At 47.5% G+C, this 24,180-nt stretch carries 26 protein-coding genes; 18 read left to right on the top strand and 8 right to left on the bottom strand.

Annotated features, from left to right (window positions below):
* Window positions 1-187: 187 nt before the first annotated feature.
* Complete coding sequence (locus tag NDI48_05250; protein MEP0830613.1) at window positions 188-1,522, bottom strand: TrkH family potassium uptake protein; 1,335 nt, start codon at window positions 1,520-1,522, stop codon at window positions 188-190.
* Between the two features lie 153 nt (window positions 1,523-1,675).
* Between NDI48_05250 and NDI48_05255 the strand changes: the two genes are divergently transcribed.
* On the top strand, window positions 1,676-2,545 hold the full coding sequence (locus NDI48_05255; protein MEP0830614.1) for a methyltransferase domain-containing protein: 870 nt from the start codon (window positions 1,676-1,678) through the stop codon (window positions 2,543-2,545).
* Between the two features lie 78 nt (window positions 2,546-2,623).
* Here NDI48_05255 and NDI48_05260 read toward each other — a convergent pair whose 3' ends face one another.
* Window positions 2,624-3,922 carry an ATP-binding protein gene (locus tag NDI48_05260; protein ID MEP0830615.1) on the bottom strand — a complete coding sequence of 433 codons (1,299 nt, stop codon included), beginning with the start codon at window positions 3,920-3,922 and terminating at the stop codon, window positions 2,624-2,626.
* A gap of 370 nt (window positions 3,923-4,292) precedes the next feature.
* Here NDI48_05260 and NDI48_05265 point away from each other — a divergent pair, with 370 nt between their 5' ends.
* Genes NDI48_05265 through NDI48_05300 form a run of 8 tightly spaced genes read left to right on the top strand, consistent with a single transcriptional unit; the run spans window position 4,293 to window position 8,447 of the window.
* Window positions 4,293-4,484 (top strand): hypothetical protein, encoded by a 192-nt coding sequence (locus tag NDI48_05265; protein MEP0830616.1) that lies wholly within the window; start codon window positions 4,293-4,295, stop codon window positions 4,482-4,484.
* Window positions 4,485-4,517: 33 nt separating this feature from the next.
* Window positions 4,518-4,853 (top strand): cation:proton antiporter subunit C, encoded by a 336-nt coding sequence (locus NDI48_05270; protein ID MEP0830617.1) that lies wholly within the window; start codon window positions 4,518-4,520, stop codon window positions 4,851-4,853.
* On the top strand, window positions 4,850-6,283 hold the full coding sequence (locus NDI48_05275; protein ID MEP0830618.1) for a cation:proton antiporter: 1,434 nt from the start codon (window positions 4,850-4,852) through the stop codon (window positions 6,281-6,283). Before NDI48_05270 ends, NDI48_05275 begins: the two co-directional genes overlap by 4 nt.
* Entirely contained in the window at window positions 6,280-6,669 is a 390-nt protein-coding gene (locus tag NDI48_05280; GenBank protein ID MEP0830619.1) for a Na+/H+ antiporter subunit E, read from the top strand. Before NDI48_05275 ends, NDI48_05280 begins: the two co-directional genes overlap by 4 nt.
* On the top strand, window positions 6,666-6,929 hold the full coding sequence (locus tag NDI48_05285; GenBank protein MEP0830620.1) for a hypothetical protein: 264 nt from the start codon (window positions 6,666-6,668) through the stop codon (window positions 6,927-6,929). Before NDI48_05280 ends, NDI48_05285 begins: the two co-directional genes overlap by 4 nt.
* Window positions 6,926-7,207 carry a monovalent cation/H(+) antiporter subunit G gene (locus tag NDI48_05290; GenBank protein ID MEP0830621.1) on the top strand — a complete coding sequence of 94 codons (282 nt, stop codon included), beginning with the start codon at window positions 6,926-6,928 and terminating at the stop codon, window positions 7,205-7,207. Before NDI48_05285 ends, NDI48_05290 begins: the two co-directional genes overlap by 4 nt.
* Complete coding sequence (locus NDI48_05295) at window positions 7,204-7,791, top strand: DUF4040 domain-containing protein (protein MEP0830622.1); 588 nt, start codon at window positions 7,204-7,206, stop codon at window positions 7,789-7,791. The genes NDI48_05290 and NDI48_05295 overlap by 4 nt, the downstream gene beginning before the upstream one ends.
* Window positions 7,788-8,447 carry a Na(+)/H(+) antiporter subunit B gene (locus NDI48_05300; GenBank protein ID MEP0830623.1) on the top strand — a complete coding sequence of 220 codons (660 nt, stop codon included), beginning with the start codon at window positions 7,788-7,790 and terminating at the stop codon, window positions 8,445-8,447. The genes NDI48_05295 and NDI48_05300 overlap by 4 nt, the downstream gene beginning before the upstream one ends.
* A 191-nt stretch (window positions 8,448-8,638) precedes the next feature.
* On the opposite strand, the gene NDI48_05305 is transcribed toward NDI48_05300, so the two are convergent.
* Window positions 8,639-9,589, bottom strand: a complete 951-nt coding sequence (locus NDI48_05305) for a hypothetical protein (protein MEP0830624.1) — start codon at window positions 9,587-9,589, stop codon at window positions 8,639-8,641.
* A gap of 532 nt (window positions 9,590-10,121) precedes the next feature.
* Here NDI48_05305 and NDI48_05310 point away from each other — a divergent pair.
* The 3 genes from NDI48_05310 to NDI48_05320 all read left to right on the top strand — a co-directional run bounded on the left by NDI48_05310 (window position 10,122) and on the right by NDI48_05320 (window position 12,082).
* The gene (locus NDI48_05310; protein ID MEP0830625.1) at window positions 10,122-11,546 is read left to right on the top strand and encodes a cation:proton antiporter; all 1,425 of its coding nucleotides are present in this window, start codon (window positions 10,122-10,124) and stop codon (window positions 11,544-11,546) included.
* On the top strand, window positions 11,536-11,691 hold the full coding sequence (locus tag NDI48_05315; protein ID MEP0830626.1) for a hypothetical protein: 156 nt from the start codon (window positions 11,536-11,538) through the stop codon (window positions 11,689-11,691). The genes NDI48_05310 and NDI48_05315 overlap by 11 nt, the downstream gene beginning before the upstream one ends.
* A 151-nt stretch (window positions 11,692-11,842) precedes the next feature.
* The gene (locus NDI48_05320) at window positions 11,843-12,082 is read left to right on the top strand and encodes a cation-translocating P-type ATPase C-terminal domain-containing protein (GenBank protein MEP0830627.1); all 240 of its coding nucleotides are present in this window, start codon (window positions 11,843-11,845) and stop codon (window positions 12,080-12,082) included.
* A gap of 98 nt (window positions 12,083-12,180) precedes the next feature.
* Here the strand turns inward: NDI48_05320 and NDI48_05325 are convergent, their stop codons facing one another.
* On the bottom strand, window positions 12,181-12,354 hold the full coding sequence (locus tag NDI48_05325) for a hypothetical protein (protein ID MEP0830628.1): 174 nt from the start codon (window positions 12,352-12,354) through the stop codon (window positions 12,181-12,183).
* A 319-nt stretch (window positions 12,355-12,673) separates the two neighbouring features.
* Between NDI48_05325 and NDI48_05330 the strand changes: the two genes are divergently transcribed.
* Window positions 12,674-13,090 carry a DCC1-like thiol-disulfide oxidoreductase family protein gene (locus tag NDI48_05330; protein ID MEP0830629.1) on the top strand — a complete coding sequence of 139 codons (417 nt, stop codon included), beginning with the start codon at window positions 12,674-12,676 and terminating at the stop codon, window positions 13,088-13,090.
* A gap of 87 nt (window positions 13,091-13,177) precedes the next feature.
* Here NDI48_05330 and NDI48_05335 read toward each other — a convergent pair whose 3' ends face one another.
* Window positions 13,178-13,846, bottom strand: a complete 669-nt coding sequence (locus NDI48_05335; protein MEP0830630.1) for a nitroreductase family protein — start codon at window positions 13,844-13,846, stop codon at window positions 13,178-13,180.
* A 93-nt stretch (window positions 13,847-13,939) separates the two neighbouring features.
* The gene (locus NDI48_05340; protein MEP0830631.1) at window positions 13,940-14,923 is read right to left on the bottom strand and encodes a GntR family transcriptional regulator; all 984 of its coding nucleotides are present in this window, start codon (window positions 14,921-14,923) and stop codon (window positions 13,940-13,942) included.
* A gap of 648 nt (window positions 14,924-15,571) precedes the next feature.
* On the opposite strand from NDI48_05340, the gene NDI48_05345 reads away from it, so the two are divergent.
* Window positions 15,572-16,330, top strand: a complete 759-nt coding sequence (locus NDI48_05345; protein ID MEP0830632.1) for a dienelactone hydrolase family protein — start codon at window positions 15,572-15,574, stop codon at window positions 16,328-16,330.
* A 65-nt stretch (window positions 16,331-16,395) separates the two neighbouring features.
* Window positions 16,396-17,304 (top strand): S1 RNA-binding domain-containing protein, encoded by a 909-nt coding sequence (locus NDI48_05350; protein ID MEP0830633.1) that lies wholly within the window; start codon window positions 16,396-16,398, stop codon window positions 17,302-17,304.
* 35 nt (window positions 17,305-17,339) lie between these two features.
* On the opposite strand, the gene NDI48_05355 is transcribed toward NDI48_05350, so the two are convergent.
* The gene (locus tag NDI48_05355) at window positions 17,340-18,533 is read right to left on the bottom strand and encodes a transposase (protein MEP0830634.1); all 1,194 of its coding nucleotides are present in this window, start codon (window positions 18,531-18,533) and stop codon (window positions 17,340-17,342) included.
* A gap of 117 nt (window positions 18,534-18,650) precedes the next feature.
* Here NDI48_05355 and NDI48_05360 point away from each other — a divergent pair, with 117 nt between their 5' ends.
* A complete protein-coding gene (locus NDI48_05360) occupies window positions 18,651-19,358 on the top strand; it encodes an ROK family protein (protein ID MEP0830635.1) in 708 nt (235 codons plus the stop codon).
* Window positions 19,359-19,492: 134 nt separating this feature from the next.
* On the opposite strand, the gene crtD is transcribed toward NDI48_05360, so the two are convergent.
* Complete coding sequence (crtD, locus tag NDI48_05365) at window positions 19,493-21,016, bottom strand: C-3',4' desaturase CrtD (protein MEP0830636.1); 1,524 nt, start codon at window positions 21,014-21,016, stop codon at window positions 19,493-19,495.
* Between the two features lie 141 nt (window positions 21,017-21,157).
* Between crtD and NDI48_05370 the strand changes: the two genes are divergently transcribed.
* Both NDI48_05370 and NDI48_05375 read left to right on the top strand, forming a co-directional pair.
* The gene (locus tag NDI48_05370; GenBank protein MEP0830637.1) at window positions 21,158-22,462 is read left to right on the top strand and encodes an insulinase family protein; all 1,305 of its coding nucleotides are present in this window, start codon (window positions 21,158-21,160) and stop codon (window positions 22,460-22,462) included.
* Window positions 22,463-22,582: 120 nt separating this feature from the next.
* Window positions 22,583-23,530, top strand: coding sequence for a fructosamine kinase family protein (locus NDI48_05375; protein ID MEP0830638.1), 948 nt, complete (start codon window positions 22,583-22,585; stop codon window positions 23,528-23,530).
* Window positions 23,531-24,180 lie beyond the last annotated feature (650 nt).

Raw genomic sequence — 24,180 nt, forward strand, 5'->3', positions numbered from 1 at the left:
AGAGGGATGGAACGTTTTAATCTTCTGATACCAATTTTCATGAACGCTGCAATTGAGTCCAATCTCCCCAAGTTCATCTTCTGAGTGTTAATTGATTAAGGGGCGAACCAGAAAGTTGCCAGGAATCTCAAGCCCCAACAAATTAACCTTCTATCTTTCAACCTCCAATCATCCAGTTGCTTACAGATTATCCCACAAGTAAATTCTCTTCGGGGAGGTGCACTCGACTGGGACGAGGGTCTCCCAAAAGTGCCGTCATCAGCAGTAAAACCCCCACCCGTCCGATGTACATGGTAGCAATCAAAACCAGCTTTGCGCCGACTGAGAGACCGGCAGTAATACCTGTGGAAAGACCTACTGTGCAAAACGCTGATACAACTTCCAACAAGATACGGATAAAATCTACGTTTGGATCGGTGAGGGTAATTAATGCGGTTGAGATGATCACAGTTGTCGCTGAACCTAGTAAGACACCAACCGCTTTTAAAACGAGATTGATGGCTATCTGCCGTTCATAGAGCTGGACTTCCTCTTTTCCTTGTAAAATCGCCTTCGTGCAACTCGTCAAAACTCGTAATGTTGTGGTTTTAATTCCACCCGCTGTCCCACCGGGACTGCCTCCAATAAACATCAGTCCAACTGTGAGAAATAAAGCGGCTGTCGTCATCTTGCTGTAATCAACAGAATTAAAGCCTGCTGTTCTGGGTGTGACAGCTTGAAACCACGCCGCCAGTAATTGGTCTTTAAAACTTAGATTACCCAAGGTGCCTGGATTATGGAATTCGGTCAAGAAAATGCCAATTGTCCCAATTATTAAAATAACCAAGGTCGTACTGGTAACAACCTTGAAATTCAAGGAAAAGTTAATGCGTTTAGTTCTTTTCCCCAATCGATCGCGTATCCCTAAATATGTTTCAATAATCACCTGATAGCCAATACCGCCAAAGATAATGAGTGACGTAATAACGAAGTTAACAGTGATGGAGGATTGATAGCCAATTAAATTATCCTTAAATAGGCTAAAACCAGCATTATTCCAAGCACTAACACTATGGAAAACTGACAACCAAAGCCCATAATCTAATCCATACTTTGGCGCAAATACGGGTAAGAGCAGAAAAATACCCGTAATTTCAAAAATAAGGACAGTGGCAATGATAGAACGGATGAGTTGGGCGCTATCTTGGAGACCCGGTCGAGACAGTTCTTCTTGAATTCCCCTTTTATGCCTCAATTGAAACCGATAACCCACGAGGAGGATGAGAAAGGTGGTTGTGGTCATGTAGCCCAGCCCCCCCAACTGAACCAGTATGAGGATAAAGAGCTGACCCCAGAAAGAAAAATGGGTGCCGGTATCGACAACAATATGACCCGTGACACAGACAGCAGAGGTCGTTGTGAACAGCGCAACTAGCGGATCGTTCCATGTCCCAGCGCTGGTAGAAATCGGTAGCATCAGGAAAAAGGTGCCTACGGTAATCACCGCAAGAAATCCGAGGCAGATGGTGCGCGAAATGGTCATGGAGAGTTTGACTAAAAAATCATTGTTGCAGCTTACCTCTAAAAAAAGAACTTTAAAATACCAGGACAAGAAGAGACATCTGCCCTGTACTTTTGATGGAGCAGGAGTTTGTCTGCTAGGCTAATTCCGGTCTACCCATCAGCGCAGCAATCCATGACTTCTACTCTCAAAAGCCAAATTCAACAATTTTATGACGCCTCTTCCGGTTTGTGGGAACAAGTATGGGGCGAACACATGCACCACGGCTACTACGGCCCTACTGGCAAAGAGAAAAAAGAACGGCGTCAGGCACAAATTGACCTGATTGAGGAAATGCTCAACTGGGCACAGGTAAGTGACTTAAGGACAACCCCAGGACGTTGCCCACAAATTCTCGATGTCGGTTGTGGCATTGGCGGCAGTTCTCTTTACCTAGCACAAAAGTTCAATGCTCAGGCTACAGGGATTACTTTAAGTCCAGTGCAAGCAAAAAGAGCAACCGCACGAGCACAGGAAGCGGGGTTAGGGACAGAGGTACAGTTCCAAGTTGCCGATGCCCTAGATATGCCTTTCGCCGATCACTCGTTTGATTTGGTTTGGTCGATGGAAAGTGGCGAACACATGCCGGATAAAGAAAAATTTCTCCAGGAGTGCTACCGGGTACTTAAACCAGGCGGAACCTTCCTGATGGCAACCTGGTGTCATCGCCCCATCACACCCGCAACGGGAGAGTTAACGGCAGATGAAAAGCAGCATTTAGAGGAAATATACCGAGTTTACTGCTTACCTTATGTCATTTCGCTGCCGGAGTATGAAGCGATCTCCCGTAGTCTCCCCCTGCAAAACATTCGCACGGCTGATTGGTCGGATGCAGTTGCACCCTTTTGGGATATCGTGATGAATTCAGCACTGGACCCTAAAGCGATTGTCGGCTTGATCCAAAGCGGTTGGAGTACGATACAAGCCGCATTGTCCTTAGGATTGATGAGCCGAGGCTACCGAAGTGGGTTGATTCGGTTTGGGTTACTGTGTGGCACTAAGTAATCCTATCGCTGACTGAGAAGGCCAGAAATTTCTTTATTTGCCTTCCCCCATCCTCGTATGAGCTCCGGTCCCTGATTTTCAGGAGTTTTTCTGGGCGATCGCCTGGAATTGTTCTGCCTCTAACAAAAGCGGATTAACATCATACCAGCGTCCTTGCTCGTCCTCATATTCCAAAACAAAGCGCGATCGCTGTAAGACTTCATCTGCTGCTTCTTGCGTCAAACGACGGTCTTTCGCTACGCGCACGAGCAACTCCCACTCGTGGTCATCGACGGCAACAACCAAGCTATCGCGACTTTCTCGAATTACGGCTTCCACAGAAGTGCGCGATAAGGGTAGTTCTCCTTCTTCAAAACCTCTGTTGAGCATCTCTAGCAACGTCCCCACATTTCCGCCACTAATGCGGCACAGTCGGTCTAAGGTTTCTGGAGTATCAAAAATGTCTGTAATCCGCTTGAGGCGTTCTTCTGGCTGAAGTTTGGGAAAAGCTCGAACCATGACCATCTGCCGCATGAGTTCCATCCCCTGTTCACAGTTACGACCATCCCGGTGCTGCACGGGAATCATGGGTAGTAGGATCGGGGTCACACCAAAGCGCTGCTGGAGAACAACATATTCCTCCGAGAAAACTAATCCCAGGGGAAATGTATAGATCATGTGGCAGTTAAGTTCGCGTAGCTGAGCTGCTTGCTCAATAAATAGGTTTTCGTAGTGGTGGCATCCCCAGACGTTGCGGGGACTGTCTAAGCGGTCTAAGCCATCCACAATCACGACTAAGCCTTTTTTGCCCTGACTTTGAAGCTGTTCGTTTGCAGGTGGCAACAATTTCTCGTTAATTGTTGCCACAAGGTTATAGTTACAGCTTGCCAAAATATGCCGTAGGTAGTTGCGAAGCTTGACATTGCTTTTCAGGGCAGAGATTAACTGATCGAGTCCTAAGGAGACGGGGGAAATTTCGGGTAACTCTGAGAGGGCACTGAGCAGATGAGTACAGAATTGTTCTGAGATATTGATCTTTGAGGCTTCCAAGCTTTGAATGATGCGCTGGGCGATCGCAATCATCAGAATGTCAATATCTAAATCGGCCAAATCCACATCGTCCTTGGCATCGAAATAAACGACATGAAATGACTCCTGCTCTAGCTCTGTCTTGAGCTGAAGTAACTCTACCGTTTTGCCAGTACCGATGTATCCCGTAAACAACTGGCAAGTTGCCTTCTCCAACACGGTGCGTTGAATTGTTTCTTTCATCGCTCCCATGACTCTCAGACCCCGCACAGGTGAGTAATCGAGCTGATAGGGTTGATGATTATCACTATCACTCAATGTCTGACTAGGGTTACAGGCTTTGTAGAACCGATGGATATCTTGAGTCATGGTTTAGTTTGAAGTCCAGGAAGGTAACAGGACGGTTCCCTTATACACGAGATCCTCGTCCTTTTCCGGTCAACTGGCTTTGCTAATTGCCAATTGAGGAGTTACTGCCTCTGCGGAAAGGTTTTTTCTGTTCTATTTTTAATACACAGTTTTGTCTTTTTGTCAAATTTTTTCGATAGGTTTACCCTGTAGCAAAATGTCCTTCGAGCTGATCGTAGACATTTTCAATTGACTAAATTTGTCTTGGGAAACCATTGGAATTTCAAATTCTAAAATTACCGACTTTCCTTGCTTCCAAGATGGCTCTATTTTATAGTGCAATTAATAGATTTACAGCATTATTAATACGTACTAACCAGGGGGTAGCGGCATGTCAGTCACAGCTATCAAGGACTCGTTCAGCCAACAAGGGCAAAAATGGCATTACTGGAAAGTTCAAGAAGTTGCAAAAATCCTGGATAGCTATCGGGGAAAGGGTTTAACGATTGAAAAAATTGCTCATCCCCAGCGCCCCGGAGAAATCAAACTGCCTATCAGGAAGAGTTTATTTTTTCAAAAATAATTACAACCGACCTTTACCACACAGGCAATTCCCGTGTTAGAAGCATTCGTCTTCGCAACAATATTCTGCGGATTTCTCGGCATCATCCTTAAAAAGAACCTGGTTATGAAGATCATCTCTATGGATGTCATGAGTACGGGGGTTATTGCCTATTACGTGCTGATTGCATCGCGAGATGGTTTATTCACGCCCATTATTTCAGACGCGGCAAATGGGGCTTACGCCGATCCGGTTCCTCAAGCGGTCATCTTGACAGGGATTGTGATTGGCTTTTCGATTCAGTGCTTAATGCTGGTCGGTGTCATGAAGTTGGCACGGGATAATCCCACCCTGGAAACCAACGAGATCGAGAAGAGCAATACCCCATGAATACCATTACCCTTGCATGGATCGCACTACCGTTTTTCTTGGGGTTCACCATCTATCTGTTCCCCAAACTTGACAAAACCCTTGCACTGTTTACAGCTTTTGCTTCGGCTGCATATGCGTTGCAGCTATTTGTCGAACAGTCGCCCCTGAAACTAGAGTTACTAGATCATTTCAGCGTCACATTAATAGTCGATCAGTTAAGCGGCTACTTTATCTTGACCAATGCGCTGGTAACAGCCGCAGTCATCCTCTACTGTTGGCAAAGCGATAAGACGACTTTCTTTTATGCACAAGCCATCATTTTGCATGGCAGCCTCAATGCCGCGTTCGCCTGTGCCGACTTTATCAGTTTATACGTGGCGTTAGAGGTGAGCGGGATTGCCGCATTTCTCTTGATTACCTATACCCGCACCGATCGCTCGATTTGGGTTGGCTTGCGCTATCTGTTTATCAGCAACACGGCAATGCTGTTTTATCTGGTGGGTGCGGTGCTAGCCTATCAGACCAATCATTCGTTTAGTTTTGCAGCTTTGCGCGGGGCACCACCGGAGGCGCTTGCCCTTGTATTTCTGGGACTCTTGGTTAAGGGGGGAATCTTTGTATCGGGATTGTGGCTACCGTTGACCCACTCTGAATCGGAGACACCAGTATCGGCATTGCTGTCGGGAGTTGTGGTCAAAGCTGGAGTCTATCCGCTAGTGCGTTGTGCGCTAATGGTGGATGAACTCGATCCACTCATCCGGATTTTCGGAGTTGGGACAGCCCTGCTAGGCGTGTTCTATGCTGTCTTTGAAAAGGATGCCAAGCGGATGCTGGCGTTTCATACGGTTTCGCAGTTAGGCTTTATCCTCGCTGCCCCAGTCGTAGGTGGCTTTTATGCACTGACTCACGGCTTGGTCAAATCGGCACTCTTCCTGATTGCGGGTGCTTTACCGAGCCGAAACTTCAAGGAACTGCAACACAAGCCGATCAATACAACCGTCTGGATTGCTCTGGTCATCGCCAGCTTCTCGATCTCAGGCTTTCCCTTGTTGTCCGGCTTTGGGGCGAAGGTGTTGACGACGAAAAATTTACTGCCCTGGCAAGCGATCGCCATGAACGTTGCGGCTTTAGGAACAGCAATCTCGTTTGCCAAATTCATATTCTTGCCGCATAAACCGGACGGCGAGGATGTAGTAAAGCCTGGTTTCTGGCCAGCAGTGAGCCTGCTACTCGGTGGCTTGTTTGCGGCAAACGTTGTCTATTACGAGGCGTATAGCCTTGAGAATATCGTGAAACCACTGGCAACCATAGGCATTGGTTGGTTGGCGTATCTGTTGATTTTCAAACGATCCGTACTCAAGCTGCCCCGTGTTATGGAGCAATTTGAGCATCTGATCGGTGGGATGAGTCTCATGTTAATCCTGCTCTTTTGGATGGTGTTGCCATGATTGGGTATTTGAATCTGATATTGCGACTGGCCATCTGGTTTTTGCTAACTGCTAATCTGAGTCCGGCAAATATCATCATTGGTATCAGCATCGCACTCCTTTTACCGGGACGCCCCAAAGCCCCAGGACGATTGAAGGACTGGCTGCGGGCGCTGTGGGAAACGCTCGTGGCGATTCCGCAGGCATATAAGGAAGCCTTTGAAATGATCCTCCGTCCCCATAATTACGAAGAGGTGACGATGGAACGAGTCAAACCACAACGGACACCGGGACTCATCTTCCTGGATATATTTCTGATCACCTTTACGCCCACAAGCATTGTCTTGAAGTACCACGAAAATGGCTGGTACGAAGTCCACTGGGTGCGACGGAGGAGAAAAGCATGAACTTGGCACTGAACTGGGCACTGGTTGCAATGATTCTAGCTATGCTCATACCCATGTACGAGGCTTGGCAGGATGATGATATTTGGCAAAAAATGTTGGCATTTGCCAGTGTCGCCACCAAGGCATCCATCATACTCCTGGTGGTATCGGTCTTACGGGATGATTGGATGCTCGGTGTTGTAGGAGTCATCATCCTGAGTGTGGGTAATGCCGGATTAATGTTGTTGGCACAAATTCTTAAACGCCTGAATGAAGTATGATCACCGCACTTAGTTACGCCTGCATCGGTATAGGAATTTTCTTCTGGTTTTGGGGAACCTTTCCCTTAATCGGCGATCGCTCGGTATTATACAAGCTGCATACTCTTTCGGTTGCAGATACGCTAGGGAGCATGCTCATCATGGTCGGACTGCTGCTTCCGAAAGTACCTAGCGAATGGCCGTTGCTCATCCTTGGCATTATCACCTTAGCAATCTGGAATACAGTGCTGGGGTATGTGTTGGCATACGGTGCCAGTAGTGGAGGGAATCAATCATGAATGATAGCTATATCTATGTCATAACCGCCCTGCTGCCGTTGTCCTCGCTAATGCTGTTACTTCAGACCAATCCTTACCATGCCCTGGTAATTCAGGGAATATCGGGAGCGGTGGCGACATTGGTATTTGCGGTTTTGGGGGCGGCGGATGTTGCTTTGACGCAAGCCTTGATGGGGACTCTGCTTGCGATTACTCTCTATGCGATCGCAGTGCGTTCATCGCTGGTGATGCGTCTGGGTGTACTCGAAGACGGAGCGATCGAGACAGATGACAAGTCCCCTTTAGGGCAACTGATGGATGAGTTACGAACAATTTTCGGCAAACACTATATGCGTCTTGAGGTAGTCCCGTACACGAATACACAGGCTTTGCACCGGGCGCTGATGGAGAAAGAAATCCATGCGACCTGTGCCAGACGAGAGTACGATAATCAAGACCTTGTAGCGAGTCAGGACGAACAGGAACCCTATCACACCATAACTAGGGTTCGACGCCTCTATGACATCATGCGAACCGAACTTTCGTCACCAGCGACAAGCCTAACCTATGTAAATGCACCAGACTCAGGGGAGGAACATAAATGAAATGGGTTTACATTGCAGCGGGGATAGCGCTATTCGTCAAATTCCTCGTCATGCCCAATCCGACACCGGAGTTATCGTTCTCGATCGTCCAAACGCTTGTACAAGAGAGTGGAGTACCTAATGCAGTTACGGCTGTCATTCTCAGGAATCGGCTGTATGACACGATCTTTGAAGTGGTGGTATTTACGATCGCGGTAATGGGTGCCCATTATCTGCTGGCGAACGAACGACCATTCTGCGCGATCTATCAGTTCACCGATCAACCATCCATTATTATGGCGCGTCTGGGAGCGACCATTGCTGCGTTGGTGGGTATCGAACTGGCGATTCGGGGGCATCTAAGTCCCGGCGGTGGCTTTGCGGCTGGAGTGGCAGGTGGAACGGCGATCGGTCTTATTGCGATTACCTCATCAACGGAGTGGATGCAGGAAATCTACAAGCGCTGGAACGCCGCTACATGGGAGAAGGTTTCGGTTCTTATTTTCATTGTCCTGTCGGTTATCACTCTAGCCGGATTTGAATTACCGCACGGAGAGTTGGGCGCACTTTTCAGCGGCGGGGTTATCCCCCTGCTCAACATCTTGGTTGCAGTAAAAGTCGCATTGGGTTCTTGGGCGGCTGTTTTGGTTTTTATTCATTATCGGGGATTGTTGTGAGAGATGGAAAGCTAGCTCTGTTGATTCTGTTAACTATGTAGGTGAACCGCTTCGATAGTTAAGAAGTCATATTTCCCGATGGATTAGATAAAGCTGATCTAGCCGAATGCTTTTACTGCAATCCTTAATAAAATAATTAAGGTTCTATGTTGGGCACGAACATTGCAGTGCAGCAACTTGTTAGGTTGAGATCAATGGAGTTTGCTGGAACAAGCAAGTGCTGTACAAAACAGGAAATCCACGAGTTCTTTCAACTTATACACATCCTGATGATTGAGTTCTCCTGGTTTAGCACCAGTTAGAAGGTGAGCTGCATATTGTCCACGTTTTCTAATCAGTTCATCTCCATGCACTTTCAAAATATCGAATGGAGGCGTGTTGCCATCGATAGTCTTACAATCAAGGCGATCAAATGCTCTACGAAGGTGAAAGCCTTTGAATTGACCGCGTTCTCTAAGAACTTTAACCATGACTATATACTCAAGACAACGGAAGAACGAGAGATACGCTTCGGATAAAAAATGGGAGAAACCGTTGGGGTGCAAAGGGTTAAACTCCATTGGGCTTAAGAGGAACATTTGACCACTCTCATAGTTGTGGAGAAATGCCTCTGACCAAGACGAATTGAACATAGCTAGTGCTGTAATTGCAGCACAGAGGTTTCCTGCATCGATGCTACCCTGAGATTCAACATTAGGAAACTCATGTCCAAATTCTACTTTGCTTAAGTTTGGTTTACCCAAAATAGCTACATCAACGCCACCATGTAAAAAAGTTAGATGACGGCGAAGAATGAGACAACGCGCTGAAGCTGCTAATCCAGCAAGTACAATTCGAGCTTGACTGTATCCCTTAGCTATGGCTGCTCCAATGTGATCCGTATTATCCGGATTTTCTTGTCCTGCAATAGCTTTGCATCTGATGTCGAGTTCATATCTTATGGGTGGTTCGACAACCTTCAACCTTGCTAGGCGTTGTGCATCGTGGAATACAGCAAGATCGTGATTTTCTAGCAAATCTCGTCCAAATAGGTCAAATTTTACAGAAACTGTGGCGATTGCCTGATAATCATACTCACCCACCTCAATTAAACTATTTTTTATTTCATGCAGTCTCTTCAGCCCTTCATCACGGTTATACATTACTGTTTTTTTAATTACCTAAACTGCCTCAACTTTTCCTAGGCTAGACGATCACTTTATCCAAAAAATTAATAACCTATCGATTTAGATAGTGGTTGACGGATGCTTGGTAGAGTTTTAGACAACGCGATCGCGATATTGGCGATGGCATATTCTCCCTAGTTGTGATGCTCCTTTAGTGAAAAACCTCTTGAGGTCATCAGCGATTTACTCAATGATTTGAGGAGTGATCGGGGTATCGGCATTGTAGAAGCGAAACCCTTACGCGCTTCAAGAGTGGCAGCTTTAGCGATCGCCTTTGAAGTGGGTTGACCCAAAATCCTTTCCTTGCCTTTGTGAAATCAGGGCTTATGCAGCACCTCGACAAGTAGGGTGGGCATTGCCCACCCTAGCCGCCTCATTGCAGGTTCGATGCATCGAGGCAACCTAATGCGTCAGAAAACTAGCTGGCGATCGCGTAGCGTGCCGTAAGCAATCGGTTGTCTCTAATATCAAATCAGGTTTAAATCGTTTTTACCACCACAACCTAACCATGTTTTTGAACCATACAATTACAGCTTTAAGTTCTGGGATGGCATCTCTGGTTGCTCCCATGCCCTTGTTGGCAACTGTCGAGGCGGAAAATTCACCGATTGTCCTGGCTGGAGTTCTGCTGAGTTTAGTAGTGATTTATCTCGCCAGTAAACTCGGCGCGGAACTAGCTAAACGATTTGATTTGCCACCCGTCCTGGGTGAACTGGTGGCAGGGGTAATTGTCGGGGTATCTGCTTTACACCTGATCATCTTTCCCGAAAGTGGACTTTCCGCCTCAGACTCAGCGGTTATGACCGTGCTGCAATGGATTAATCATCTGTCTCCCGCAGCCCTCACGAGTGTATACGAGTCTCAGAGTGAAGTCATTTCAGTGCTGGCTGAATTGGGCGTGATTATTCTGCTGTTTGAAATTGGTCTGGAATCGGATCTCAGACAACTGAAAGAAGTGGGTACTCAAGCTGTGATCGTCGCCTGTGTGGGGGTGGCAGTTCCGTTTGCCGCGGGCACCGTTGGCTTAATGATGTTATTCCATGTTCCCGCAATTCCAGCAATTTTTGCGGGGGCTGCCTTGACGGCAACCAGTATCGGGATTACGTCCAAAGTGTTGTCTGAATTAGGACAGCTTAAATCCAAAGAAGGTCAAATCATTGTTGGTGCTGCGGTTATTGATGATGTACTGGGAATCATTGTCCTGGCTGTTGTCGCCAGTTTAGCCAAAACGGGTGAGATTGATGTTACCAATGTCATCTACCTGATTGTGAGTGCAACAGCGTTTCTGCTCGGTTCGATTCTGTTGGGTGGCATCTTCAACAAAACCTTTGTTGCAGTTGTGGAGAAACTCAAAACCCGTGGCAACGTTGTCATGCCAGCATTTATCTTTGCCTTCTTCATGGCATTTCTGGGCAACGCAATTCATCTAGAAGCGATTTTGGGTGCTTTTGCTGCTGGCTTGGTTCTGGATGAAACCGATGCCCGCAATGAGTTGGATGAACTGGTGAAGCCGATCGCCGATCTACTGGTGCCCATTTTCTTTGTGACTGTAGGAGCACGGGCTGATCTGGGTGTGTTGAATCCGACGGTGCCTGAGAATCGTGCCGGACTTTTGATTGCCGGATTTTTGATGGTGGTTGCCATTCTCGGCAAGGTGGTGACGGGTTGGGCGGTGTTTGGTCAGCCCGGAATTAATCGACTTGCGATCGGGGTTGGCATGATTCCACGGGGTGAAGTCGGGTTAGTGTTTGCCGGAATCGGTTCTGCGAGTGGGGTTCTGGATAAGCCGTTGGAGGTATCCATTATTATCATGGTGATTCTAACCACATTTCTGGCACCGCCGTTTCTGCGGATCGCCTTTGGTGAGCCAGTGGAACCCCCAACCAAAGGAGAACCTTTGAGTGAGCAACCCATTGTAGTGGGTGAATCTTAGCCTACGCCGTGAGGTTGCTGGGGGCGATCGATGTACCATGAACGCCACAGAATGCGATCGCCCCACTATCAACCTCTCGCCTACTGCCTTACCAGTAATGTCACCTTTACTTCACCCTGAACACCAACAAAAAACTTGGTCTTAACAGCAAACTCTTGCTCCTGGGGTTATTGCGGCAATCATCTTGCAAGTCATTTTCTCGCACTCACCGTTTATCAACCAAAATTAACACCACCCGCTTGCCCAAATTTTATATGTTGAGTATCAGCCAGTTTATACCCAATCTCATTGCTAAGATGGACAGCACTATCGAAGAGAATGCTGATATTCCTGCCATCGGCTTTGGAATTATTGGAGCCATCATTTTGCAAATCATTTTTGCTCATGTGCCACTCATCAATAACATTTTCTATACAGCTCCCTTAACCTTAAACCAGTGGCTAATTTGTTTGGTTGTAGGTTCACCGATGATTTTATGGGCTACCTGGGTCAATCGCTTTGACCCTCCAAACTCAACTCCAGTGAGTAATAAATAGTCAAAAAAAAGGGGCATACACAAGTAAGCCTCTTTTTTCTTAACCGTTTATCAACTATGTTAATCTTTGGAATAACGTATTTTTAATAACTCATAATATTAAACAAGAATTAGAGTTTTTGCCTGAGGGTGTTGGCTCAATACCATGACTTCTTGTCCGTAGATAAATTCGCTATAGTCAGCTAGGTTATCAAGTCCAATCAAATTGAGGATAATCTCAGCGGCTAACCAAACGGTCGTTTTAACAAATAATTTCTGCCATTGGGTTTTCATTGACCTCTACCTCTTGGATAAAAACTGGAAACTCAGTGCTTTGCTTAGACTCTCTTACTTAAGAATCAGGTGATTCTTTGTGTTTTACGCAAACTTGGGAGCCTATCCGGGAAATTCCAAGGGTTTCGCTCAACAATACAGGTAGAAAGCAATCTGGACAAAAACAGCCTGCTTCAGTGGCTCAGGATGAGTCATTGGAACAGATGTTGAAAAATTAGAACGCACCACCTATGTCCCTACAAAGGCTGTGCCTCATTTTTCATAATTAGGTTAAAAATGAAGAGATACTGCCGTTTTTGGCGCAAGCAATCACGAGAATATGAGATACCACGTTATTTACGACGGCAACTGTAATCTTTGCGTCACCCTGGTACAGGTACTCGAAAACCTGGATAAAGGACAGCTATTCGATTACATCTCGATGCAGGAGGAAGAAGCGCTGAAGAATTTGGGCGTGACGCCCCAAGATTGTGAAATGGGGATGATTTTAATTGATACTGCCTCACCAGAACGTCGCTGGCAAGGCAGTGATGCGGCGGAGGAGATTGGGAATTTGTTACCAGCCGGCAATGTGTTTGTTTCGGCTTACCGAGCTCTGCCTGGGATGAAATGGATGGGCGATCGCGTTTATGAGCAAGTTCGCGATAATCGTTACAGTTGGTTTGGTAAGCGTTCTAGTACGTATCAATCCGCTTATCCAGTGGGTTGCGCTGCTGCGTCTGATGCCCAGAGTTAGAGGCGAGGGAATGCTGCATTTAGCTTTATCGTCCTTCTAGGAAATATCCTCCGCAGGCATTAGTCCGTAACAGCCAACAGGGCTACTTTATAGGGTCAAGGGTTGTTCGTAACTTTCACCGAAGAAAACCTGATCAATCCCAAAGCGTCCACCATAGGACTTAAACGGTTCAGCCACATAGCCTAATGCTAAGAGACAGCAAACATCGACCTCCTCTGGAATTTGGAACGCTTCTTTCACCTGAGTACTGACAAACCCTTCCATGGGGCAACTATCTACACCATAACTCTTCGCCACAATCATTAAGTGAGCGACGGCTAACATCGTGTGGCGATTCGTCCAAGCTTCCACATGTTCAAAACAGGGACGATTCTCAAATAACTGGGGAATGGATTGGCGCATGTACTCTGCATAACCCTCATTCACCGCCCCCGCCTCAGAACCCAGCTTAATCACAGATTCTATGTAGTCAGGTTCAGCGACACGCCTGTCGCCACAACAAATTAAAACCACAGGCGCTTCACCAACTTGTCGCTGATTGAAGGCACAAGCTTTGAGTCTCTCTTTATTTTCTGCCTCCCGTACTACCACAAAGCGCCAAGGCTGGAGGTTATAACCAGACGGTGCTCGGACACCCAGCCGCAGAATTTCTGCTAAAGCGGCGTCCGGAATGGGATCGCTGCGAAATGCTCGCGCCGCGCGACGCTGCTCAATGCTATCCTTTAAACCCATGCTGGGATGCATGTTAATGGTCATTTTTTCTCCTCATTCCACAGTTAAGTTCGTCATATCACAAAACGGGTTGCCCAGCGCCAAAAGCGACTCGCAAAACCTTAACTTTTGTGTCACTTAACCCAAACCCAATTCGCGTTTGAGCAAGTTAATCGACTTGCTGCCAATATAATTGTCACTGCAAATGAGTTCTGGGGGACGGATAATGTCTTCTCTAGCCGCTAAGATGGCGGCTTTGACGATTTGATAGCTGGCTTGGTCGCTCAGAATCGTTTGGGCACTACGAACTAAGGCATTCAGTTTATAGGTTTCGTTAAACTGAGCTGTCATTAGGAGCAAATCTTCCCCACGCAGACTGTGGATAATCACTTCTACAACCCGTAGGATGCCGTCACTGATACTCACTACTCCCAAACAGCTATCTTTGGGGAGGCTTTGAATCAGCTTGATTTCCTTTCCATAATCGTAGATATCTACGGGAATAACACGAACAGATTTGGGAGCGGCGATCTCTTCGGCTTGTCGGATAAAATACCGACTGGTCACAACTGTACCAGAGTTGGTTTGATCCAACGCTAGGGCGAGTTCCTCCATGGGAACTAACTGCACAGGAATTCCCAGCGATTTTTCCAATTCCTGTACCATCAACTCCCCAGCACCCAAGTCTCGTGACTCAACGGTGACCAATACTCGCGCACTACAGCGCAATCGCCAATCGATTTCTGTGAGAAACAGTTCTCTGGCTTCACTGAGAGAGCAACCCTGTGCCAGCAGTTCATCAAGACTCTGCTGCACAATTTTGGAGGCATTAGGATACTGATTGAGGATGGGAGACTGTCGCTGGGCACCCCCTTCATGACCTTGTGCCTTAACATAAATCCCTGATCCCGCTTGAGATTCTACCAGTCCTGTGTCTTCTAACTGCCGATACACCTTACTAATGGTGTTGCGGTGCAAACCGGTAATCATGGCTAATTGCCTGGTACTGGGCAAACGATGACCGGGGGGATATTGCCGAGAGGCGATCGCAAATTGTATTTGATCAAATAGCTGCTTTGAGGCAGGAATCTCACTATCTGGCTGAATATGATATTGAACCATCACAATGTCTCCAAAGCCCTTGGTTAACCGAGGCAAGTTTTGCCATCGGCACCCTTAACACTAAAATTTTGTCCAGGTCTAGACTCTATCCAATCTATCCTTACTCAGCCCTGGATACCTAGAAAAACTCCTACTTCGGCACGATAAACACTTGATCGCAGCGTCGGTCTCATAGACAAAAGTTAAAAATAAGTGTGTGACTATATTAATAGTAGTCTTTTAGAGCTTAATGCCGCATTCCCTCCAGCGGAGATTCATCGGCCACAGACGAGCCTCTAGATTTTTCTCAAATGACTTGATTTAAAATTAAGGGATATCGATTCTATCTTAATTTAGGACAGTCTGAAAAAGAATCGACTTTATCAGTTTTGTGCTTCATCTATTTTTTGCTCTGATTTTTTGATTAAAAACCTTAGACTCGGTCGATTATTGCAGGACTAAATCTTTTTCCAAGAAACATAGATGTTATGAGAATATCTAAAAAAATAAAGATCAAAAGATAAAGTTCTATTGTAATTTCGTTCAAGCATTGGGTAACTTAGAGTTAAAATTAAACAGAAGTTTTTGCATCGGTTAGAAAGCCGATAAGCCTTCGAGATTAGCTGCTCTGGATTTCACAGCGCTCCTTTCCACGCGTTCAACTAAATCATGGCGAATAGAGAAATAAAAACAGATTCCGTTAAGATTGCGAATGGCTCTCTAGAAATTGAAGCTTACCTGGCAATGCCAGCCGACACGGGGAATTTCCCAGGCGTTGTGGTGCTACAAGAAATTTTTGGAGTGAACGATCATATCCGAGAGGTCACTCGACGGATAGCCCAAGAAGGCTATGTCGCGATCGCACCTGCACTCTATCAACGCCAAGCTCCCGGTTTTGAAACGGGTTACACAGACAAAGACATTCAAATTGGCAGAAAATATAAGGAGCAAACCACAGCAGAAGAACTCAAAAGCGATATTCAAGCAACCATCAATTACCTGATCAGCCAGACACCAGCCAAACCCAACTCTATTGGCTGTATCGGCTTTTGTTTTGGAGGGCATGTTGCCTATCTAGCGGCGACCCTACCAGACATTCAAGCCACCGCGTCGTTCTATGGCGCAGGCATTACCACAATGACTCCGGGTGGCGGTGAGCCAACCATCACTCAAACCAAAAATATCAGAGGAGGCACAATCTACCTCTTCTTTGGCATGAAAGACGCCAGCATTCCCTTGGAACAGGTTGCTCAGATCGAACAGGCACTGAACAAGCACCAAGTGATACACCGTATCTTTCGTTACCAGGAAGCCGATCACGGATTCTTCTGTGACCAACGCGCTAGCTACAATGAGGCAGCAGCCGCTGATGCTTGGGGGCAAGTGAAGCAGTTTTTTAAGCAGGAACTGGCCTTGGCATCGGCTTGAAGCTGCACCCCTCATCGACTCACTCTCGACCGTAATTCACTACTTTTTTTAAGCGATTAATTGACATGAAATCAGAACCAGCACGTTCTAAAGCTAGCAAAGTGTCTTTCTCCATGGACGATTTTGCCAAAGCCTTGGAACAACACGACTACGGGTTTAAAAAGGGACAGGTAGTGCGTGGCAAGGTGTACAACTACGAAACGGATGGTGCGTATGTTGACATCGGCGGCAAGTCTTTGGCCTATGTTCCCATCAACGAGGTTTCTGTGAAATCCTCAGGGGATTGGTCAGAAGTGCTGCCTTTACACGAAGAACTCGATTTTCTCATTATTGGAGAACAGGACGCCGATGGTCAGGTGACGCTTTCGCGGCGTCAGCTAGAAGTGAAGCGGCTTTGGGATGAGTTGGCAGAGGTACAGGAAGACGGGAAATCATTCCAAGTGCGCGTTACCGGGGTGAATAAGGGTGGCGTTACGGTCGATATGCGCGGGTTGCGGGGGTTTATTCCGCGATCGCACTTGAGTGAGCGAGAGGACTTAGATTCATTGATTGGTCAAACCCTCACCGCTACCATCTTAGAAGCCGATCGCGAACGCAACAAGTTGGTCGTTTCCCAGCGCCAAGCCACTCGTTCTGCTGGTTTTAGTCAGCTAGAATTGGGGCAATTGGTGGAAGGCAAAATTACTTCCATTAAGCCTTTCGGTTTGTTTGTCGATTTTGAAGGCATCACAGGTTTGCTGCACATTAAGCAAGTGAGCCAAACCTTTATTGAATCTCTCCCAGCCGTATTCCAAATCGGTCAGATCATTAAAGCGATGATTATTGACCTCGATGAAGGGAAAGGCCGTATTTCTTTGTCTACTAGGGTGTTAGAAAATTATGCTGGAGAAATGTTGGAGAAAATGGCTGATGTGATGGATAGTGCTGAAGCGCGTGCAGAACGGGCTAAGCCAAAAATCATGCAGCAGCAGTGACACTCCTCTGCCTCTTAGGCGCGAGGATTCTTGGCTCAACCAGTCGATTTGCTTATTGATGTCACCACCAATGAGTAGAGATCGGTCTGTCCCCAAGCGTTGATTCCGGCGTGCCCCGCCGTACTTAAATCAATTCCTGCCTGCCTTAAAGCTTTGGCTAGGATGTTCAATGCTGCGTTGTGGTCGCGGTCTAGCACCGTGCCACAACGGCAAGCATGAGTCCTCACTGAAAGCGACTTTTTGACTGTATTGCCGCAAGCTGAACAGTTCTGGGAAGTGTATTGAGGAGTAACAGCAACCACTATTTTTCCATACACTTTCCCTAGATACTGCAACCATTGAGAAAACTGCGACCAAGCGGCATCACTGATGCTTTTGGCAAGATGCGGGTTCTTCACCATGTTCCTCACCTGAAGGTCTTCATAGGCAATAAAATCGCTAGATTTCACTACGCACAATGCCGTCTTAATGGCAAAGTCTTTACGCTGCCTACTGACCTTGAGGTGTTTTCTTGCCAGCCGATTAATGGCTTTCCTGCGGTTGGCTGACCCCTTTTTCTTGCTAGAAACTCGCCGTTGCGCTATGCGCAATCCTTTCTCACTTTTTCGGAGATGGCGGGGATTGGGAACGGTGGTTCCAGTGCTATCGGTCAAGAAGTGGTCTAAACCAAGATCTATACCAATAGCTTTACCCGTAGGAAGGGCTTCCTCTACTCGTTCCACATTGATGCAGAACTGAGCGTAGTAGCCATCGGCTCTACGAATTACCCGTACCCGCTTAATCTCATCCGGCGCATAGAAGTGTAAATCGCGAGAGCCAACTAATTTAAAAGAGCCAGCAGCAAAGCCATCTGTAAAAGCTAGATGTCTTTTATCAGAAGAAAGCTTCCAGCCTGAAGTTTTGTACTCGACAGTTCGAGAAAACTTCTTGAACTGTGGGTATCCTTTCTTTCCTGGTTTTTTAGCTTTGCAATTAGCAAAGAAATGTTGGATAGCAATCAGGGCACGTTCTGCCGAAGCTTGACGCGCCATTGAGTTAAGTTTTCCTGCCCATTCAAACTCTTTGGCTAGTACAGCACATTGTTTGTAGAGGTCAGACAGCTTAACGCCTTGATTTTCCATCCAGTACTTGAGCGCCTTGTTTCGGATGAACTGAGCGGTGCGGATCATGTTGTCAATGACCCGATACTGCTGCGGCTTACCTTTTAACTTAAACTCAAGTACAATCATGAGCATATCCTACCATGTTTATGGCTACATATTGCTATAAACCAAGAAAAACTGTCCTAGAAGGACGCGGAGCTTCAGTGAGCAGCTTTAAACCCATTAATTTTGGTAAAAATACTCATGACTCAAGCAGACGGATCGAGCCGCACTCTCGGCGTGGACATTGGCGGCAGTGGTGTCAAGGTGATGGTATTAGATGAAGCGGGTAATCCCCTGACGGAACGCAGCCGTGTGGAAACGCCCCAACCCCCCAAACCCGATGCTGTAATTGATGCGATCGCTCAGTTAGCGGCAGGACAAGGTGAATTTGATCGAGTGTCAGTGGGATTTCCAGGGGTTGTAAGTTGCGGTATCACAAGAACAGCGGTAAACTTAGACCCCGATTGGATGGGCTTCGATCTTGCCACAGCTCTTTCTGAGCGTTTGGGAAAGCCCGTGCGGGTGGCGAATGATGCCGATGTGCAAGGAATGGCGGCTATTGTCGGTAAAGGAGTGGAAATGGTGATCACCCTAGGTACGGGGTTTGGTTCTGCCCTATTTGTAGATGGGAAACTGGTGCCCAATTTGGAAATGGGACATCATCCGTTCCGCAAAGGGGAAACCTATGAGCAGCAGTTGGGACGTGCAGCGTTGGATGCAGTGGGTCAGAAAAAATGGAATACTCGCTTAGAAAAGGCGATCGCATGTCTGGATCATCTGTTTAATTACGATTACCTCTACATCGGCGGCGGTGAAGCCAAGAAAATCACCATCGAGCTACCTCCCAATGTGAAAATTGTGCCCAATGTCAATGGTTTGTTGGGTGGGATTGTGTTGTGGCGGGATTAGAAAAGTTGCATGGTTGTTGGGGAGTTGGGGAGCGGGGGAGCTGAGGAGACAAATACTGGATTTGGCAAGGGGGGCTATCAATGCCGATTTGGGATGAGATGAAATTGAGAAGTATCCCTTTCCAGAGAGGAATTTTACGCCGATGCCTCAATTTGTCTTACAGCCGTGAGCGCTGAGTAACTCACCCCAGCTGTCCCTTCCCCTGGATGGGTCGAATCGCCCACCAACCACAGATGATTAATCGGTGTTCGTGTGGCAAAGCCAAAGGGGCCAAAAGTTGGTATGCGTTGCCCAATGCCGCCCACGATTCCTTGGTCGCGACCGGTGTAGAAGGCAAACGTGCGGGGAGTTGCCACTTCTTGGTGGATGATGGTTTCGGGTTTTAAGTAAAAATACTGGGCAAGCTGGGCGATCGCATCTTCTGTATACTTTTGCTTAAGCTGGTCATACTCCTGTTTCGTCCCCTGCCACCACCTCGCCGCCTCGGTAAAAGAAGAGGCAATAATTGTCGCTTTGCCCTGTGGTGCGCGACCATCTCCGGGATGACTCACTGAAACGAATAGAGAGTTATTCTCCCCAATTGGGCCACAGTAATCGTAAAGAAACTGAAGATGGGGCGGACAACCCAGGGGAATTGCACTTTGGTCAACGCCCAAATAAATCACAAAAGCACCCGATGCTGGAGGTAACTTATCCACTCGCTGTTTGTACCCCTGAGGGGCTTGTTCTGCGAGTAACTTCACCAAATTTTGGGCAGTGACGTTGGCAACCACTTCATCCGCCGGTTCTGTCCATACTTCCCCTGTTTTTTGATTGCGAATTCTCACACAAGTCGCTTTACCACCGGACACTTCAATGTGTTCAACCGTGTGGCGCATCAGCAGTTTACCCCCCCATTTTTCCAGCGCTTCGACTAAGCGATCGCTCAACACCTGCATACTGCCCTTAAGATGAAATAGCCCCTGCGGTTCGCTTGAAACACCCAGCGCGGTCGCCGCATAAAGTAGGGCGGTTTCATCCGCATTAACTTGGGAATAAAGCTTCAGTTGCAAATCGAGAAACGTCCTCAGACGCTGATTTTCATAGAGTCCGTATCCCTGCAGTGCATCCCCGACTGTGGTGAAAGTAAAGGGCAAGGTAATCAAGGTATCTGGACGCACGGCTGACGATAACTGCCACAAGTCCCACAAATTCCGGGGAGGCAATACAGGGTCACGGGATTGAAACTTCCAGCTCGCCTCGAACAACTTGGTCATCAATTGCCAGAAGGGTTCACTGCCGGGAAACTGTCGCTGTCGTTCAGCTTTCCATTTTTCTGGGTCGCGCCAGACGTTAATCGGTTCGGTTTCACCGGGAAGAAACACCGCACAAGCCGGATCACAAGGCGTTGCGGCGGGTAGGTCAATTTCTAACTCATCAAAAATTCGCTGGTGAATGCCACCCGGTTCTAAACCCGCCACCTGAGTCGCACCCACATCAAACGTAAATCCCCGACGTTTGAAGGTAGAAGCACACCCTCCTGGCACAAACGCTTGGTCGAGGACTAAAACTTGATAACCCCGACGAGCCAGTAAGGCTCCAGCCGTTAAACCCCCGATTCCAGCACCAACGACAACAACACGGCGAAACTTGCTATTGTCTGCCTGACTCCTTGGCATAGCAAAATTTTATATTTCTTAATATTAATTATCATAACTTGATTTTAGAATGCGCTTGTGGAGGGCTAGGGCGAAGCGCTGACAGAGCCGACCGTTGCAAACTACTAAGATAGAGAGGAATGGCAAAAACGCGAAGTACCGATGACCTCAACGCTGCTCAAAACTCCCCCGCTCAACGCCCCGACCATCAAGCAACTGCCCAATGGTCTAACTATCGTGGCAGAGCGGATGCCTGTCGAAGCCGTTAACTTGAATGTTTGGATTAATGTGGGTTCGGCTGTAGAACCCGACAACATCAACGGCATGGCTCATTTTTTAGAGCACATGATTTTTAAGGGAACGCCACGCCTGAAAAGTGGTGAGTTTGAGCGGCTGATTGAAGAGCGGGGTGCGGTGACCAATGCCGCCACCAGCCAAGATTACACTCACTATTACATCACCACAGCCCCAAAAGATTTTGCCCAACTTGCCCCCTTGCAACTGGATGTGGTGCTTAACCCCAGCATTCCCGATGATGCTTTTGAGCGGGAGCGACTGGTGGTTTTAGAAGAAATCCGCCGCTCCGATGATAATCCAGGGCGTCGTATGTTTCGACGGGCGATTGAGACAACGTTTGAACAACTGCCTTATCGGCGACAGGTGTTAGGGCCAGCATCGGTGATTGAGCAGTTGAAGCCTCAGCAGATGCGTGACTTTCATGCTCAATGGTATCAACCGAAGTCGATGACGGCAGTCGCCGTGGGGAATTTGCCGGTTGAGGAGTTGATCGAGATTGTTGCAGAGGGTTTCAATCACACACAGAGCAACTCAAGCAACAGCTCTTTACCTGAACCGTTTTTACAGCATCCCAACGCTTTCCAGCCTGAACCTGCGTTTCAAGAGATTGTCCGCCGAGAGTATACCGATGAAAGCTTACAGCAAGCTCGTCTCGTCATGATTTGGCGGGTGCCGGGGATGTTGCAATTGGAGCAAACTTATGCATTGGATGTCTTGGCGGCTATCTTAGGGCAGGGACGCATGTCACGACTGGTGAGGGATTTGCGTGAAGAGCGGAAATTGGTGACCCATATTGGGGTGAGTAATATGACGCAGCGGCTTCAGGGCGTGTTCTATATTTCCGCACACTTACCCGAAGAAAATTTAGCGGAAGTGGAAGCTGCGATCGCGCAACATATCCACCGCTTTCAAACGGAATTGGTAGCAGAAGCGGATATCGCTCGTATCCGTCGGCAAGTGGCTAATCGGTTTATTTTTGGCAATGAAAAACCGAGCGATCGCACCAGTTTATATGGCTACTATCAGTGCCAAATTGGAGATTTAGAACCAGCGCTGAACTACCCGACTCGCATTCAATCGGTCAATTCTTTGGATATTCAATCGGCGGCACAACAGTATCTCTCCGCTGAGGCTTACGGTATCGTGAGTATAAAACCGACCAAGATTTGAGATGAAGGGAGTTGCTAAGAGCGGGTTGAAGTTGGCAATGATTCAACTTCAAAATGAGTAAATTAGCTTAATTTACTGTGAAAATCTAAAGTCCAAAATTCCAAATCCCAAATTCTAGTGATGTGGACAGAAATTGCGACGCATATCAGCCAAATCACTGGCAAGACATTTGACATTAAGAACCGTCGGTCTGTCAGTGGTGGCTGTATTAATCAGGGTTATGCTGTCAGCAGCGAGACGGATACTTATTTTGTGAAGCTCAACCGGGCGTCTCAGGTGGAAATGTTTGAGGCAGAGGTGCTGGGTTTAAAGCAGATGCTGGAAACTCAAACGATTCGGGTGCCAAAACCGATTGGCGTTGGTACCGCCGCTGATTCTGCTTACATTGTGATGGAATGGCTGGAATTTGGGGGGAGTGGTAAGACCCCAGATTGGGAAGAGATGGGGCGAAAACTAGCCCAAATGCATCAGGCGAAACCTCCTCAACCTAACCCAGAGTTGAACGTTGGCAAGTTGTTAGCGAAGCGGGGCGAAAGCTCAGTTGAAAGTTCAAATAATCAACCTTCCACCTTCTTTGGTTGGAACTTGAACAACACCATTGGTTCAACACCCCAAATTAATACTTGGACATCTCATTGGGCGGCTTTTTTTGCTGAACATCGGTTAGGCTATCAGTTCAAGCTGGCGCAACGTCGTGGGGGGCAATTTCCTCAGCAAGAGCGATTATTAGCGTTGGTTCCACGTTTGCTGGAACATCAGCCTCAACCGTCTTTGGTGCATGGTGATTTGTGGGGCGGGAATGCGGCTATTACGAAGTTGGGAGAACCGGTGATTTTAGATCCAGCGACGTATGTGGGCGATCGCGAAGTAGATATCGCCATGACGGAACTGTTCGGCGGCTTTCCGGCTGCCTTTTATCGCGGCTATAACCAAGTTTGGCCGTTGGATGACGGTTACACACAGCGAAAAACTCTCTACAACCTCTACCACATCCTCAATCACTTCAATCTTTTTGGCGGTGGTTATAGTTCCCAAGCGAACCGGATGATTGAACAAATTCTCGGTTAAGTAGGCTAAGGGGGCTAATATTATATAACCCAGGCCCTAGGGTCTGGGTTTGATGTTTATAGGCTGGTCAGAAGTCTGCAAAGGACTTTTTAAAAAGGACTGACCAGCGGTTTTAAAAACAGCTTTGAATTGCGCTACGAACAAGGTACTTATCCTCGTCGATTCCTAAGATAACCAACTCAGGTGAAATTTTCGGGTAGGATAGCTCAACTTAACAAATTGCAACAAATGAAGCAAAAGGCAGAAGGCAGAGGGCAGAAGGCAAAAGGCAGAGGGCAGAGGGCAGAGGGCAGAGGGCAGAGGGCAGAGGGCAGAGGGCAGAGGGTAGAAGGCAGAGGGCAGAGGGCAGAGGGCAGAGGGCAGAGGGCAGAGGGTAGAAGGCAGAGGGCAGAGGGCAGAGGGCAGAGGGTAGAAGGCAGAGGGCAGAGGGCAGAGGGCAGAGGGTAGAAGGCAGAGGGCAAACGACTTCGGATGCGATGCATCTCGGACAAATCCAGTGAGGGCAAGGATTTTTGTATGGGCGTGACTTCCCGAAGAAGCGATCGCGCCAAAAAATTTTGAGCCGCTTGTTCCCCGATTGGATTTTTTGGGAACTCTACTTTTGAGGCTGCATTGAGCCGTCACCCAGAAAATCTTACTAAAGGAAGTAA

Origin of the sequence: Microcoleus sp. AS-A8, assembly GCA_039962225.1 — a bacterium.
Lineage (GTDB): Bacteria > Cyanobacteriota > Cyanobacteriia > Cyanobacteriales > Coleofasciculaceae > Allocoleopsis.

Bases quoted from the DNA above. Each gene is read 5' to 3' on its own strand.
- NDI48_05250 (MEP0830613.1), bottom strand. From the start codon at position 1,522: ATGACCATTTCGCGCACCATCTGCCTCGGATTTCTTGCGGTGATTACC.
- NDI48_05255 (MEP0830614.1), top strand. From the start codon at position 1,676: ATGACTTCTACTCTCAAAAGCCAAATTCAACAATTTTATGACGCCTCT.
- NDI48_05260 (MEP0830615.1), bottom strand. From the start codon at position 3,922: ATGACTCAAGATATCCATCGGTTCTACAAAGCCTGTAACCCTAGTCAG.
- NDI48_05265 (MEP0830616.1), top strand. From the start codon at position 4,293: ATGTCAGTCACAGCTATCAAGGACTCGTTCAGCCAACAAGGGCAAAAA.
- NDI48_05275 (MEP0830618.1), top strand. From the start codon at position 4,850: ATGAATACCATTACCCTTGCATGGATCGCACTACCGTTTTTCTTGGGG.
- NDI48_05280 (MEP0830619.1), top strand. From the start codon at position 6,280: ATGATTGGGTATTTGAATCTGATATTGCGACTGGCCATCTGGTTTTTG.
- NDI48_05285 (MEP0830620.1), top strand. From the start codon at position 6,666: ATGAACTTGGCACTGAACTGGGCACTGGTTGCAATGATTCTAGCTATG.
- NDI48_05290 (MEP0830621.1), top strand. From the start codon at position 6,926: ATGATCACCGCACTTAGTTACGCCTGCATCGGTATAGGAATTTTCTTC.
- NDI48_05295 (MEP0830622.1), top strand. From the start codon at position 7,204: ATGAATGATAGCTATATCTATGTCATAACCGCCCTGCTGCCGTTGTCC.
- NDI48_05300 (MEP0830623.1), top strand. From the start codon at position 7,788: ATGAAATGGGTTTACATTGCAGCGGGGATAGCGCTATTCGTCAAATTC.
- NDI48_05305 (MEP0830624.1), bottom strand. From the start codon at position 9,589: ATGTATAACCGTGATGAAGGGCTGAAGAGACTGCATGAAATAAAAAAT.
- NDI48_05310 (MEP0830625.1), top strand. From the start codon at position 10,122: ATGTTTTTGAACCATACAATTACAGCTTTAAGTTCTGGGATGGCATCT.
- NDI48_05320 (MEP0830627.1), top strand. From the start codon at position 11,843: ATGGACAGCACTATCGAAGAGAATGCTGATATTCCTGCCATCGGCTTT.
- NDI48_05325 (MEP0830628.1), bottom strand. From the start codon at position 12,354: ATGAAAACCCAATGGCAGAAATTATTTGTTAAAACGACCGTTTGGTTA.
- NDI48_05330 (MEP0830629.1), top strand. From the start codon at position 12,674: ATGAGATACCACGTTATTTACGACGGCAACTGTAATCTTTGCGTCACC.
- NDI48_05335 (MEP0830630.1), bottom strand. From the start codon at position 13,846: ATGACCATTAACATGCATCCCAGCATGGGTTTAAAGGATAGCATTGAG.
- NDI48_05340 (MEP0830631.1), bottom strand. From the start codon at position 14,923: ATGGTTCAATATCATATTCAGCCAGATAGTGAGATTCCTGCCTCAAAG.
- NDI48_05345 (MEP0830632.1), top strand. From the start codon at position 15,572: ATGGCGAATAGAGAAATAAAAACAGATTCCGTTAAGATTGCGAATGGC.
- NDI48_05350 (MEP0830633.1), top strand. From the start codon at position 16,396: ATGAAATCAGAACCAGCACGTTCTAAAGCTAGCAAAGTGTCTTTCTCC.
- NDI48_05355 (MEP0830634.1), bottom strand. From the start codon at position 18,533: ATGATTGTACTTGAGTTTAAGTTAAAAGGTAAGCCGCAGCAGTATCGG.
- NDI48_05360 (MEP0830635.1), top strand. From the start codon at position 18,651: ATGACTCAAGCAGACGGATCGAGCCGCACTCTCGGCGTGGACATTGGC.
- crtD (MEP0830636.1), bottom strand. From the start codon at position 21,016: ATGCCAAGGAGTCAGGCAGACAATAGCAAGTTTCGCCGTGTTGTTGTC.
- NDI48_05370 (MEP0830637.1), top strand. From the start codon at position 21,158: ATGACCTCAACGCTGCTCAAAACTCCCCCGCTCAACGCCCCGACCATC.
- NDI48_05375 (MEP0830638.1), top strand. From the start codon at position 22,583: ATGTGGACAGAAATTGCGACGCATATCAGCCAAATCACTGGCAAGACA.